This is a genomic window from Allobosea sp. ASV33 (genome assembly GCF_016428755.1).
Lineage (GTDB): Bacteria > Pseudomonadota > Alphaproteobacteria > Rhizobiales > Beijerinckiaceae > Allobosea.
On record NZ_JAELTI010000130.1, the window covers coordinates 1 to 12,068 of the forward strand.

General features: G+C 68.5%; 12 protein-coding genes and 1 riboswitch. Of the genes, 8 read left to right on the plus strand and 4 right to left on the minus strand.

Annotated features, from left to right (window positions below; all coding sequences use genetic code 11):
* Positions 1-875: 875 nt before the first annotated feature.
* From JHD80_RS24815 to JHD80_RS24835, 5 genes are all read left to right on the plus strand, one after another.
* Positions 876-1,958: an OmpA family protein gene (locus JHD80_RS24815; protein WP_248311762.1), complete on the plus strand. Its 1,083-nt coding sequence runs from the start codon at positions 876-878 to the stop codon at positions 1,956-1,958.
* A gap of 109 nt (positions 1,959-2,067) precedes the next feature.
* Entirely contained in the window at positions 2,068-2,340 is a 273-nt protein-coding gene (locus JHD80_RS24820; RefSeq protein WP_199092852.1) for a hypothetical protein, read from the plus strand.
* Between the two features lie 48 nt (positions 2,341-2,388).
* Positions 2,389-2,586: a hypothetical protein gene (locus JHD80_RS24825; protein WP_199092853.1), complete on the plus strand. Its 198-nt coding sequence runs from the start codon at positions 2,389-2,391 to the stop codon at positions 2,584-2,586.
* Positions 2,587-2,657: 71 nt separating this feature from the next.
* A riboswitch (TPP riboswitch) is annotated at positions 2,658-2,762 on the plus strand.
* Positions 2,763-2,842: 80 nt separating this feature from the next.
* Positions 2,843-4,768, plus strand: coding sequence for a phosphomethylpyrimidine synthase ThiC (gene thiC / locus JHD80_RS24830; RefSeq protein ID WP_199092854.1), 1,926 nt, complete (start codon positions 2,843-2,845; stop codon positions 4,766-4,768).
* Positions 4,765-5,505: a hydroxyethylthiazole kinase gene (locus tag JHD80_RS24835; RefSeq protein WP_199092855.1), complete on the plus strand. Its 741-nt coding sequence runs from the start codon at positions 4,765-4,767 to the stop codon at positions 5,503-5,505. The genes thiC and JHD80_RS24835 overlap by 4 nt, the downstream gene beginning before the upstream one ends.
* 186 nt (positions 5,506-5,691) lie before the next feature.
* On the opposite strand, the gene JHD80_RS24840 is transcribed toward JHD80_RS24835, so the two are convergent.
* The gene (locus tag JHD80_RS24840) at positions 5,692-6,549 is read right to left on the minus strand and encodes a hypothetical protein (RefSeq protein ID WP_199092856.1); all 858 of its coding nucleotides are present in this window, start codon (positions 6,547-6,549) and stop codon (positions 5,692-5,694) included.
* A gap of 331 nt (positions 6,550-6,880) precedes the next feature.
* Here JHD80_RS24840 and dnaK point away from each other — a divergent pair, with 331 nt between their 5' ends.
* Both dnaK and dnaJ read left to right on the plus strand, forming a co-directional pair.
* A complete protein-coding gene (gene dnaK / locus JHD80_RS24845) occupies positions 6,881-8,797 on the plus strand; it encodes a molecular chaperone DnaK (protein WP_199092857.1) in 1,917 nt (638 codons plus the stop codon).
* A gap of 134 nt (positions 8,798-8,931) precedes the next feature.
* Complete coding sequence (gene dnaJ / locus JHD80_RS24850) at positions 8,932-10,065, plus strand: molecular chaperone DnaJ (RefSeq protein ID WP_199092858.1); 1,134 nt, start codon at positions 8,932-8,934, stop codon at positions 10,063-10,065.
* Positions 10,066-10,131: 66 nt separating this feature from the next.
* Here dnaJ and JHD80_RS24855 read toward each other — a convergent pair whose 3' ends face one another.
* On the minus strand, positions 10,132-10,323 hold the full coding sequence (locus JHD80_RS24855; RefSeq protein ID WP_199092860.1) for a CsbD family protein: 192 nt from the start codon (positions 10,321-10,323) through the stop codon (positions 10,132-10,134).
* 79 nt (positions 10,324-10,402) lie between these two features.
* Complete coding sequence (locus JHD80_RS24860) at positions 10,403-11,224, minus strand: helix-turn-helix domain-containing protein (RefSeq protein WP_199092862.1); 822 nt, start codon at positions 11,222-11,224, stop codon at positions 10,403-10,405.
* A 127-nt stretch (positions 11,225-11,351) separates the two neighbouring features.
* Here JHD80_RS24860 and JHD80_RS24865 point away from each other — a divergent pair, with 127 nt between their 5' ends.
* Positions 11,352-11,777, plus strand: a complete 426-nt coding sequence (locus JHD80_RS24865) for a hypothetical protein (protein ID WP_199092864.1) — start codon at positions 11,352-11,354, stop codon at positions 11,775-11,777.
* Positions 11,778-11,883: 106 nt separating this feature from the next.
* Here JHD80_RS24865 and JHD80_RS24870 read toward each other — a convergent pair.
* On the minus strand, positions 11,884-12,068 hold a 185-nt coding region (locus tag JHD80_RS24870), incomplete at its 5' end, for a MetQ/NlpA family ABC transporter substrate-binding protein (RefSeq protein WP_248311763.1).

Below are 12,068 nucleotides of genomic sequence, written 5' to 3' on the forward strand. Positions count from 1 at the left end.
CCCCCCCCCCCCCCCCCCCCCCCCCCCCCCCCCCCCCCCCCCCCCCCCCCCCCCCCCCCCCCCCCCCCCCCCCCCCCCCCCCCCCCCCCCCCCCCCCCCCCCCCCCCCCCCCCCCCCCCCCCCCCTTATAATGATCCGGCGCCCACCGAGATCTACACCGAAGGTTAATCGTCGGCAGCGTCAGATGTGTATAAGAGACAGCTCCTCAGCCTCCGGCGCCAACGGCCCCTGCTCCCCAGCCCGGCGCAGGCGCACCGCCGGCAGCCGCTCCGCGCGGCGGCCCGGCCGTTCCGCCTTTGTCCGCGCCGACCCAGCCCCGCCCGCCGGGAGCGCCGCCCGCCGCGGCTCCAAGTGCGCCGACCCAGCCGGGCACGGGCACGCCGCCCTCGGCGGTTCCGCGTGGCGGTCCTGCTGTTCCGCCATCGGCTGTGCCGACCCAGCCCCGCCCGCCGGGAACGCCTCCCTCGGCGGCTCCGGGCGCGCCGTCCCAGCCGGGCACGGGTGCGCCGCCATCCGCCGTCCCCCGCGGTGGTCCGGCGGTTCCGCCTTCGGCCGTGCCTTCCCAGCAGCGTCCGCCATCCGCCGCGCCGCAGCCCGGCGCGCCCGCCCAGCCGGGTGCGACCGTTCCGACGCCGCCGTCGGGCGCCGCTCCGGCTCAGCCCGCGCGTCCCGCCCCTGGAATGCCTGCGACCGGTGCGCCTGCCGCGCCGGCCCCGGCCCCGGCCCAGCCCGGCGCGGCAGCTCCTGCCGGCGCGGCACCCGGCCAGCCCGGGCGCCCTGTTCCCGGCATGCCGTCCGGCGGAATCCCGGCTACGGGCGCTCCCGCCCAGCCCGGAGCGACTGCGCCGACCCCGCTCCCCGGAGCCGCGCCCGGCATGCCGTCCGGTGGCGTACCGGGCACGGGCGTAGCGCCGCAATCCGGCGCCGCTCCGACTCAGCCGCCGGCCGGGCTTCCCGGCCAGCCGCCACAGCGTGAGGGCCGCCGCGGCGGCATCTCGCCCGGCGTGGCGGGCGCGATCGGCCTCGGCGCCGGAGTCATCGGCGGCATCATGGCGACGCAAGGCGCGCAGCGCTTCGACGATATCCGTCGCGAGCGGCAGGAGCAGCGGGAGGGCGACCTCACCATCATCCGCGAGCCCGGCCGCACCATCATCCGCGACGATGACGGCCGCGCCATCATCCGCCGCGACGAGGACCAGCGCTTCCGCGATCTCGGCTGGCAGGGCCGGTCCGAGCGTCGCGGCGACGAGAACCGCATGGTCTTCGAGCGGCCGGACGGCACGCGGATCGTCACCGTCACGGACGAGCAGGGCCGGCTGATCCGCCGCACCCGCATCGACCGCGACAACCGTGAGGTGATCATCATCGACAACACGCTGCGGGACCGTCCGGGGCGCTTCGCCGACGATGTCGTCGTGCTGCCCCCGCCGCCGCTGCCGATCCCGCGCGAGCGCTATATCGTCGATGCTGACCAGGCCGATGAGGAGCTGATCTACGAGACGATCACCGCGCCGCCGATCGCAGCGATCCCGCGCCGCTACACGCTGGACGAGGTCCGCTATTCGCCGGACCTGCGCGCCCGCATGCGCAGCGTCGATATCGACACGATCAACTTCGATACCGGCTCCTGGCAGGTCACCCAGGATCAGGCGCGGCGCCTCGCGGGGATCGCGGATTCCGTCAAGCGCGCGCTGCAGCGTTCGCCCAACGAGGTCTTCCTCGTCGAGGGCCACACCGACGCGGTCGGCGGCGACGTCGACAATCTCTCGCTCTCCGATCGCCGGGCGCAATCGGTCGCGGAGATCCTGACGCGCGACTTCCAGATCCCGCCGGAGAACCTGACGACGCAGGGTTATGGCGAGCAATATCTGAAGGTGAACACGCAGGAAGCCTCGCGTGAGAACCGGCGCGTCACGCTCCGGCGCATCACGCCGCTGCTGAGCGGCCAGAACCAGTAACGACCGCGCGGGGGGCTCTCGAAACAGCCCCGTTCTTCATCAGGCGCAGGGAACCCACGTTCCCTGCGCCTGTTTCGTTTCCAAGGGATGGCCGAAGGGAGGTGCCGCCATGAGAATGCTCGTTCCGGTTCTGGTCGGGTTGCTGGTCGCAGGTTTGCCGGGGGCGCCGCCGCTGCTGGCGCAGGGCGCTTCTCCTCCCGTCAAGCAGCGGGCGCCCGGCGTTCCGCTGGCACCGCGAGCGGGGGAAGTGGCTCGCCCGGTCGAGCCCGATAGCGTGGCGCCCCGCGGCGAGAAGCGGGCGACCGGGGAGGAAAGGGCGCAGGTTCGGCCCGAGCGCGATCCGCCGATGCCCAGGCCCGTCCCCTCGATCATCGCACCTTGAGCGACCGGATTGAGGATTTGGTAGGGTTGCCCGGCTAGGGTGCGCGCCATGAGTGACGCCGTTTCCCTCGCCACCAGCATCGTCTCGATGCAGGCCGATTCGACCCGACAGGCCCTGTCGGTCGAGATGCTCAAGCAGAATGCGCAGGCCGAGCAGGGCATCGTCGCCATGCTCCAGCAGAGCGCCGAGCAGACGCAGGCGACGCTGCCGGCCGGACAGGGCGCGCTGGTCGATCGGACCGCCTGAGCCATTCCTTCCAGTTCTATCGGAGATTCGCGGAGCCCGTTGCCAAGCAGCGGCGCTGCGCCTAACCTCGTCTGCGTTCCGAGGGGTGCCCGCAAGGGCTGAGACGGCTTTCGAAGCCGAACCCATCGAACCTGATCCGGGTCATACCGGCGGAGGGACTGGAACGCGATCGCAGGGCGTCAAGCCTTCGCCCGCAGACAGCGACTGAACCGCTTCGACGCCGGATCTCCTGACTTGGACCAAGGAGGAGATCCCCATGAATGCCCATGCCAAACCCCAGAAGAACAGCGTCAAGACCGCGCCCAAATTCTCGGCCCCGACCGGCGTGACGACCGGGCCGATCATCGGCTCGCGCAAGATCTATGTCGCCGCGCCCGAGCATCCGCAGATGCGCGTGCCCTTCCGCGAGGTCGTGCTGACGACCGATGCCGAGCCGCCGGTGCGCCTCTACGACCCCTCCGGCCCCTATACCGAGACCGATGCGAAGATCGACCTCAATGCCGGCCTCGCTCAGCCGCGCCGCGCCTGGCTCGATGCCCGCGGCTTCGAGCAGGTGACGGGACGCGCCGTCACCGCCGCCGATAACGGCCATATCTCCGCCGACCAACTCGTGCCCGCCTGCCCGGCGCAGCGCCCGATCCTCCAGGCCAGGCCCGGCCAACTGACGACGCAATACGAGTTCGCGAAGGCCGGCATCGTCACGCCCGAGATGATCTATGTCGCCCATCGCGAGAATCTCGGCCGCGCCGCCATGCTGGAGGGCGCGCGGGAGCGTCATGCCGATGGCGAGAGCTTCGGCGCGAACGTGCCGGAATTCGTCACGCCCGAATTCGTCCGCGACGAGATCGCGCGCGGCCGGGCCATCATCCCCGCGAACATCAACCATCCCGAGCTGGAGCCGATGGCGATCGGCCGCAATTTCCTGGTCAAGATCAACGCCAATATCGGCAACTCGGCCGTGACCTCCGGCGCGGCCGAGGAGGTCGAGAAGCTGGTCTGGGCGATCCGCTGGGGCGCCGATACGGTGATGGACCTCTCCACCGGCCGCAACATCCACAACATCCGCTCCTGGATACTCCGCAACTCGCCGGTCCCGATCGGCACGGTGCCGATCTATCAGGCGCTGGAGAAGGTCGGCGGCGATCCGATCAAGCTCGACTGGGAGGTGTTCAAGGACACGCTGATCGAGCAGGCCGAGCAGGGTGTCGACTATTTCACCATCCATGCCGGCGTCAGATTGCCTTATGTCCCGCTCACGGCATCGCGGGTCACCGGCATCGTCTCGCGCGGCGGCTCGATCATGGCGCGCTGGTGCCTGGCGCATCACAGGGAGAGCTTCCTCTACGAGCGCTTCGACGAGATCTGCGAGATCATGCGCCGCTACGACGTCTCGTTCTCGCTCGGCGACGGCCTGCGTCCTGGCTCGATCGCCGATGCCAACGACCGCGCCCAGTTCGCCGAGCTGGAGACCCTGGGGGAACTCACCAAGATCGCCTGGGACAAGGGCTGCCAGGTGATGATCGAAGGCCCCGGCCATGTGCCGATGCACAAGATCAAGGAGAACATGGACAAGCAGCTCAGGGAATGCGGCGAGGCGCCGTTCTATACGCTGGGACCGCTGACCACCGATATCGCGCCGGGCTATGACCACATCACCTCCGGCATCGGCGCGGCGATGATCGGCTGGTATGGCTGCGCCATGCTCTGCTACGTCACGCCGAAGGAGCATCTGGGTTTGCCCAACCGCGACGACGTCAAGACCGGCGTCATCACCTATCGCATCGCCGCCCACGCCGCCGATCTCGCCAAGGGCCACCCGGCCGCAAAGATCCGGGACGACGCGGTCTCCCGCGCCCGTTTCGACTTCCGCTGGGAGGACCAGTTCAACCTGGCGCTCGACCCGGACACGGCGCGCGAGTTCCACGACGAGACCCTGCCGAAGGACGCCCACAAGGTCGCGCATTTCTGCTCGATGTGCGGGCCCAAATTCTGCTCGATGAAGATCACGCAGGACCTGCGCGCCGAGGTGCTGGCGATGACCGACAACGAGCGCGCGAGCCTCGAGGCCATGGCGCGCGATCAAGCGGCAGCGCAGATCGAAATCCAACAACAAGGCATGGCGGCCAAGTCGAAGGAATTCCTCGACAAGGGCGGCAGTATCTATCTACCTGCTGCGGAATGAGCGGATTCAGCGAAAAGCTCGACGCCGGCAGCGTCGCATCGATCCTTGCGCGGGTGGCCAGGCGCCAGCCGCGCATCCACTGCCTGACCAATACGGTCGCGCAGAACGTCACGGCCAATATGCTGCTCGCCTTCGGGGCCGTGCCCTCGATGGCCGGTCATCCCGAGGAGATCGGCTCCTTCGCGGCGGGGGCAGGCGCGATCCTGATCAATCTCGGCACGATCAGCGCGGAGGCCGAGCGGGCCATTCCCGAGCTGATCGCTGTCGCGCAGGAGCGTCGCATCCCGCTGGTGCTCGATCCCGTCTTTGTCGAGCATTCGCCCCTGAGGCTGCGGCTGGTCGGGGATGTGCTGGCGTTGTTCGACGTGACGGTGCGCGGCAACGCCACGGAAATGGCGACGCTGGAGCCGTTGTTCTCGCTGCGACCGGACACGGTGCGCGTCATCACCGGCGCCGTCGACCGGATTGAGGCGGAGGACCGGACCTTGCTGGTGGCACATGGCCATAAGTTGATGACGCAGGTGACCGGGCTCGGCTGCGCCTCGAGCGCGCTGGTGGCCGCCTGCCGGGCGGTTGAACCCGATCCGGTCATCGCCGCCGGAGCCGCCCTCACCGCCTATGGCATCGCCGGCGAGATCGCGGCCGAGCGCGCCGCGGGCCCCGGCAGCTTCGCCATGCACCTGATCGACGCGTTGGCCGGACTGGACGAGGCTACGCTTGCGAAGCGGATGGGCTGAAGCTGTCATCCCGCACGCGCTGCGGCGCGCAGCGCCGCTGCGCAGATGCGGGACCGTGCGCAGGAAAAGGCGCCCTCTCGTGCAGGACGCGCGCTTTCGCTTGAAGGGCGCCTTCTCGTCACGCGGTCCCGTGTCTGCGCAGCGGCATTTCATGCCGCAGCGCGCACGGGATGACGCTCTGCCCTGCTACTGCGTCGGTGCCAGCGGCAGCGGCGCGGGCTTCGGGCGCGGCTTCGGCTTGGCGGCGGGCTTCGGCTCGGTGTTGAGCCCGAGCCGGGCGCGCAGCGAGGCGGCGCGTGCTTCCGTGATGCGGGCGCCGCAGAAGCCGAACTGGCCCTCGCGCTGGAACTCCCGGCAGATCGTCTCGCGCTCGGCCGAGAAGCCGGCCTGCTCGCGGGCGATGACGCGCTGCTCGATGGCGTCGGACTTGGCCGTCAGCGTCCGGTAGCCCTCGCGCACGGCGCGCTCGGCGCTGCCGCGTGCCTTTTCGATCTCCTTGGCCTGGCCCGCGACCACGCGCGCATCGGGCCCCCAGAGCCCACGCGGGTCGATCCGGCATTGCGCGGCCTGGACGATGCAGGGCTCCGTCGGCTCGACCACGAGGAAGGCGCCGTCGAGCACGTCGAAGACGATCGGGCAGATCGAGGCTTCCAGCTTGTAGCGCGGCACGCCGGCTGGGCGGCCGAGCGGAGTGACCGGAACGGGCGCGTCGCCGAAAGAGACCGCACAGGGATCGACCAGATTCGTGCTCTGGAAACCGTCGAGATTGAGCTTGAGGCCATAGCCCGTCGCCGTCTTCGAGAAGACCGCCTCGCCGTGATTGCCCTGGCGATGCAAGACCTTGCCGATAATGGCATCCTCGCCGGCGATCCTGATGGCGGGCATGCTGGGCGGCTTCGGCGCGGCCGGCGCGCCGGGCTGGGAGGGCGCGGCCTGCTGCGTTCCCGGTGCGTTGAACGGCTGGGCGCCGGGCAGTTGCAGGGGCTGGGCATGCGCTGCTGTTGCGGCCGCGGCGAGGGCCAGCGAGGCGAGGATGAAGCGCATCGGTCGTGTCATGGCGGCCCAGCGAAACCGGAACGGCCTTTCTGCATGCAGGCGCGGGCAGGCTGACGCAAGGGCGGGAAGGCCACACCCGGGCGGAAAGCGCGTTCCGATGACAATTCGCCCGGCGATCGCGATTCTTAATCGGCTCGCCTGTCTTGCAAGGGGTGGAACACCCTCACTATATACGCCGCCAAGGGGCGGTTTAACCACCGTCAAACGTGGAATGCCGGTTCGTTCGCCGCTGAAGCGGGGGCGAGCCGGTCCATGGGCCGGCAGGCGGCGCGCAAACGTCGCAGGTCGGCGATCTGCTCAATCGAAAGGGATCCCATCCATGGGTAAAGTCATCGGTATCGACCTCGGCACGACCAATAGCTGCGTTGCAGTGATGGAAGGCTCGACGCCCAAGGTCATCGAGAATTCGGAAGGCGCCCGCACCACGCCTTCCATCGTCGCCATCACGGATGACGGCGAGCGCCTTGTCGGCCAGCCTGCGAAGCGCCAGGCCGTCACCAATCCGGAACGCACCTTCTTCGCGATCAAGCGCCTCATCGGCCGGACCTTCGAGGATCCGATGACGCAGAAGGATCTGAAGCTCGTTCCCTACAAGATCACGAAGGCCTCGAACGGGGATGCCTGGGTGTCCGCCGACGGCAAGGACTATTCGCCGTCGCAGATCTCGGCCTTCACCCTGACCAAGATGAAGGAAACGGCGGAGGCCTATCTCGGCCAGCCCGTCACCCAGGCCGTCATCACGGTTCCCGCCTATTTCAACGACGCCCAGCGTCAGGCCACCAAGGATGCCGGCAAGATCGCCGGCCTCGAAGTCCTGCGCATCATCAACGAGCCGACGGCGGCCGCGCTGGCCTATGGCCTCGAGAAAAAGTCGGCCGGCACCATCGCGGTCTATGACCTCGGCGGCGGCACCTTCGACGTCTCGATCCTCGAGATCGGCGACGGCGTCTTCGAGGTGAAGTCGACCAACGGCGACACCTTCCTCGGCGGCGAGGATTTCGACATGCGCCTCGTCGAGTATCTCGCCGACGAGTTCAAGCGCGAGCAGGGCATCGACCTGAAGAAGGACAAGCTCGCGCTCCAGCGCCTGAAGGAAGCGGCCGAGAAGGCCAAGATCGAACTGTCGAGCGCGGCCCAGACCGAGATCAACCTGCCCTATATCACGGCGGATGCCTCCGGTCCGAAGCACCTCGCCATCAAGCTCTCGCGCGCCAAGTTCGAGAGCCTGGTCGACGACCTGATCCAGCGCACCATCGAGCCCTGCAAGAAGGCGCTCAAGGATGCCGGCCTGTCGGCGGGCCAGATCGACGAGGTCGTCCTCGTCGGCGGCATGACCCGCATGCCGAAGGTGCAGGAGGTCGTGAAGCAGTTCTTCGGCAAGGAGCCGCACAAGGGCGTCAACCCTGACGAGGTCGTCGCCATCGGCGCCGCGATCCAGGCCGGCGTCCTCCAGGGCGACGTCAAGGACGTCCTGCTGCTCGACGTGACCCCGCTCTCGCTCGGCATCGAGACGCTGGGCGGCGTGTTCACGCGCCTGATCGACCGCAACACCACGATCCCGACCAAGAAGAGCCAGGTCTTCTCCACCGCCGAGGACAACCAGAACGCGGTGACGATCCGGGTCTTCCAGGGCGAGCGCGAGATGGCGGCCGACAACAAGCTGCTCGGCCAGTTCGACCTGATGGGCATTCCCCCCGCCCCGCGCGGCATGCCGCAGATCGAGGTGACCTTCGACATCGACGCCAACGGCATCGTCTCCGTGACGGCGAAGGACAAGGCCACCAACAAGGAGCAGCAGATCAAGATCCAGGCTTCCGGCGGTCTCTCCGAGGCCGATATCCAGAAGATGGTGAAGGATGCGGAGGCCAATGCCGCCGAGGACAAGAAGCGCCGCGAACTGGTCGAGGCCAAGAACCAGGGCGAGAGCCTCGTTCACTCGACCGAGAAGTCGCTGAAGGACTATGGCGACAAGGTCTCGGAGGCCGACAAGGGCGCGATCGAGACCGCCGTCGAGGCGCTCAAGACCGCGCTGACCGGCGAGGATCCCGAGGCCATCCAGGCCCGCACCAACGAGCTGATGCAGGCTTCGATGAAGCTGGGCGAGGCGATGTATGCGGCGAGCCAGGCCGAGGGCGCTGCCCCCGAGGGCGGCGAGCATCACGAGGAAGCCAAGAAGGACGACGTCATCGACGCCGACTTCAAGGACGTCTCGGACGACAAGAAGAAGAGCGCGTAACAGCGCGCTCGTAACGCAAGCGAGGTTTTGGCCGGGTTCGACCCGGCCATCTCGTCGAGGAATTGCATGCTGTACGGATGGCCGGGCTCGCTGCCCGGCCATGCCGCGTCAAAGCTGCGGGGACAGACATTTCGATGTCGAAGCGCGATTACTACGAGATCCTCGGCGTCAGCCGGACCGTGACGGAGGTCGAGCTCAAGAGCTCTTTCCGCAAGCTCGCGATGCAGCACCATCCGGACAAGAATCCCGGCAACAAGGAAGCCGAGATCAAGTTCAAGGAAATCAACGAGGCTTATCAGGTTCTGTCCGACGGCCAGAAGCGCTCGGCCTATGACCGCTTCGGCCACCAAGCCTTCGAGAATGGCGGCGGCGGTGCCGGCGGAAACGCCGATTTCTCCGATTTCATGTCGGATATCTTCGATTCCTTCTTCGGCGATGCAAGGCGCGGCGGCGCGCGCGGCGCCAATGGCCGCGAGCGCGGGGCCGACCTGCGCTACAATCTCGAAATCGGGCTGGAAGAGGCCTTCACCGGCAAGAACGAGTCGATCCGGGTTCCGACCTCGGTCTCCTGCGAATCCTGCTCGGGCACCGGCGCCAAGCCCGGCTCGAAATCGCGCCAGTGCCCGACCTGCGGCGGCCATGGCCGCGTGCGCGCCAACCAGGGCTTCTTCTCGGTCGAACGGACCTGCCCGACCTGCTCGGGCCGCGGCGAGGTCATCGACGACCCCTGCAAGAACTGCCAGGGCGCCGGACGCGTTACGCGCGAGCGCACGCTCTCGGTGAACATTCCGGCCGGCGTCGAGGACGGCACGCGCATTCGTCTGGCCGGCGAGGGCGAGGCCGGCCTGCGCGGCGGGCCGGCGGGCGATCTCTACATCTTCCTCTCGATCAAGCCGCACGCGATCTTCCAGCGCGACGGCGCCGACCTGTTCTGCCGCGTGCCGATCGGGCTGGTTTCGGCCGCGCTCGGCGGCGAGATCGAGGTGCCGACGCTGTCGGGCGAGCAGGCGCGGGTCAAGGTTCCCGAGGGCACGCAGACCGGCAAGCAGTTCCGCCTCAAGGGCAAGGGCATGAGCGTGCTGCGCTCGCGCGAGGTCGGCGACCTTTACATCCAGGTCGTGGTCGAGACGCCGCAGAAGCTGACGGCGCGCCAGCGCGAATTGCTGGAGGAGTTCGAGCGCGAGAGCTCGCACACCAACCACCCGGAGACCGCGGGCTTCTTCGGCCGGGTCAAGGATTTCCTAGGCGGCTTCGGCGGCACGGCCTGATTCATCGAGACCGGACAAGAAAAAAGGCCGCCCGTCAGGGCGGCCTTTCGTGTTCATGCGGTGGCCTCAGGCCTTGTCGACGACCTTCTTGACCGCGTCCTTGCCCTTGCCGAGCGCCTGCTGGGCCTCGCCCTTCAGCTCCTGGGCGGCGCCCTCCGCCTCCAGGTCCGGCTTGTTGAGCGCCTTGCCGGCGGCCTGCTTGACGTTGCCGACGGCCTCGTTGGCCAGGCCCTTGATCTTGTCTGTCGTGCTGCCCATTGCGGTATCTTTCCTGAAAAAGCGGCCCCCAGCCGTTATCCGCTGAAAGAACGGGCGTTGTGCGGAAAGGTTCCAGCGCTCAGGCCGCGTCTTTCGACGGCGCGGCGAGCGTCCGCAAAGCCTCGGCGGTGGCGGCATCGGCCGGGAAGAACGTCTCCAGAGCGAGTTCCGAGAGCGTCACGTCGACGGGCGTGCCGAACACCGTGGTCGTCGAGATCAGCGACAGCATGGTCTCGCCGAGCTTCAACTGCATAGGCACGACGATCGCAGCTTCCGCCTCGGCTTCATGGCGACCTTGCGCCCCTTGGCCGGGACATGGGTAGGCGACGAGCTCGCCCAGCAATTCGCCGAGCTTCGGATCGGCCGTTGCCCGCACCTGCTGGCGCAGCCTCGCCAGGAGATGGGCGCGCCATTCCGCGAGGTTGACGATGAAGGGCGCGAGCCCCTCCGGATGCAGCGACAGGCGCAGCACATTGACGGGCGGCTTGAGTAGCTCCGCATCCGCGACGAGGCCGAGCAGCCGCGTGACCGCGTCGTTGTAGGCCAGCAGCGTCCAGTGCCGGTCGACCGCGACGGCGGGGTAGGGTTCGTGTCCCCTTAAGATCAGGTCGATCGCGCTGCGGGCGGCGTCCAGAGACGGGTCCTCCAGCCGGCGCTCCGGATAGATCGGGGCGTAGCCGGCCGCCAGTAGCAGCGCGTTGCGCTCGCGCAGGGGCACGCCGAGATGTTCAGCCAGGAGCAGGACCATCTCGCGGCTGGGCCGCGAGCGCCCGCTTTCGATGAAGCTCAGGTGCTTCTGCGAGATCTCGGCTTCGAGCGCGAGATCGAGCTGGCTGAAGCGGCGGAGCTGGCGCCAGTCGCGGAGGAGCGCGCCGATCGGGGGAGGGTGGTGTGTGTTCATGGCGCAGAAGCTAGCGGTCCCGGCGGGCGGTTCCAATTACCTCCCGCTTAATCGACGGGCCGACGCGGTTGCGTCAGCATTCCCCTCATCGAAACGGGCTCGAGGCCCATGAACCCAGGAGAATGCCATGTCGCTCATTCAGTCCTCGCCGCTGCTGCGCAGCGCTCTTGCTCTCGATGCCGCCGCCTGCGCCGGCATGGGCCTTATCCTTGCCGCTGCCGCCGGGCCGCTGGCCGCCCCGCTCGGCCTGCCCATGGAATTCGTGCGCGGCGCGGGGCTGGTGCTGCTGCCCTGCGCTGCGTTGATCGGCTGGTTTGCGAGCCGCAAGGCCCTGCCGCGCCTGGCCGTCCATGCCGTGATCGGCGTCAACCTGTTCTGGATCGCCGACAGCATCGCGATCCTCCTCGCGGGCTGGTTCGCGCCGACCGGGCTCGGCATCGCCTTCGTCCTCGCCCAGGCCGCGGCCGTCGCGATCGTGACCGAGCTTGAAGTGATCGGCTTCAAGCGCTCGGGCGCGATCGACCGCTCCGCCGAGGCGGCGGCGCTCCGCTAGCGCAGTCAAGCGCCTCCCGTTCCGCGCGCAACAAAAAGCCCCGGATGCGTCGCATCCGGGGCAAGGCGCCTGGCCGATGATCGAAAAGCCAGGTGGGGAGGAACGGTTACCAGCCGGCGAGGACGGCGCCCTTGAAGCGCTCGGCGACGAAGGCCTTGATCTCGGGCGTGTGGTAGCTTTCGACCAGCGTCTTGACCCAGGGCTTGTCCTTGTCGGCGCTGCGCACGGCGATCAGGTTGACATAGGGACCCTTGGCGTCTTCGCGCAGGATCGCCGAGGCCGGATCGATCT

What these genes read in the sequence shown, in the direction of transcription:
- JHD80_RS24860 (WP_199092862.1), bottom strand. Translation starts at nt 11,224, where the DNA reads ATGAACACACACCACCCTCCCCCGATCGGCGCGCTCCTCCGCGACTGG.
- JHD80_RS24865 (WP_199092864.1), top strand. Translation starts at nt 11,352, where the DNA reads ATGTCGCTCATTCAGTCCTCGCCGCTGCTGCGCAGCGCTCTTGCTCTC.
- JHD80_RS24855 (WP_199092860.1), bottom strand. Translation starts at nt 10,323, where the DNA reads ATGGGCAGCACGACAGACAAGATCAAGGGCCTGGCCAACGAGGCCGTC.
- thiC (WP_199092854.1), top strand. Translation starts at nt 2,843, where the DNA reads ATGAATGCCCATGCCAAACCCCAGAAGAACAGCGTCAAGACCGCGCCC.
- dnaK (WP_199092857.1), top strand. Translation starts at nt 6,881, where the DNA reads ATGGGTAAAGTCATCGGTATCGACCTCGGCACGACCAATAGCTGCGTT.
- JHD80_RS24835 (WP_199092855.1), top strand. Translation starts at nt 4,765, where the DNA reads ATGAGCGGATTCAGCGAAAAGCTCGACGCCGGCAGCGTCGCATCGATC.
- JHD80_RS24840 (WP_199092856.1), bottom strand. Translation starts at nt 6,549, where the DNA reads ATGCGCTTCATCCTCGCCTCGCTGGCCCTCGCCGCGGCCGCAACAGCA.
- JHD80_RS24815 (WP_248311762.1), top strand. Translation starts at nt 876, where the DNA reads ATGCCGTCCGGTGGCGTACCGGGCACGGGCGTAGCGCCGCAATCCGGC.
- dnaJ (WP_199092858.1), top strand. Translation starts at nt 8,932, where the DNA reads ATGTCGAAGCGCGATTACTACGAGATCCTCGGCGTCAGCCGGACCGTG.
- JHD80_RS24820 (WP_199092852.1), top strand. Translation starts at nt 2,068, where the DNA reads ATGAGAATGCTCGTTCCGGTTCTGGTCGGGTTGCTGGTCGCAGGTTTG.
- JHD80_RS24825 (WP_199092853.1), top strand. Translation starts at nt 2,389, where the DNA reads ATGAGTGACGCCGTTTCCCTCGCCACCAGCATCGTCTCGATGCAGGCC.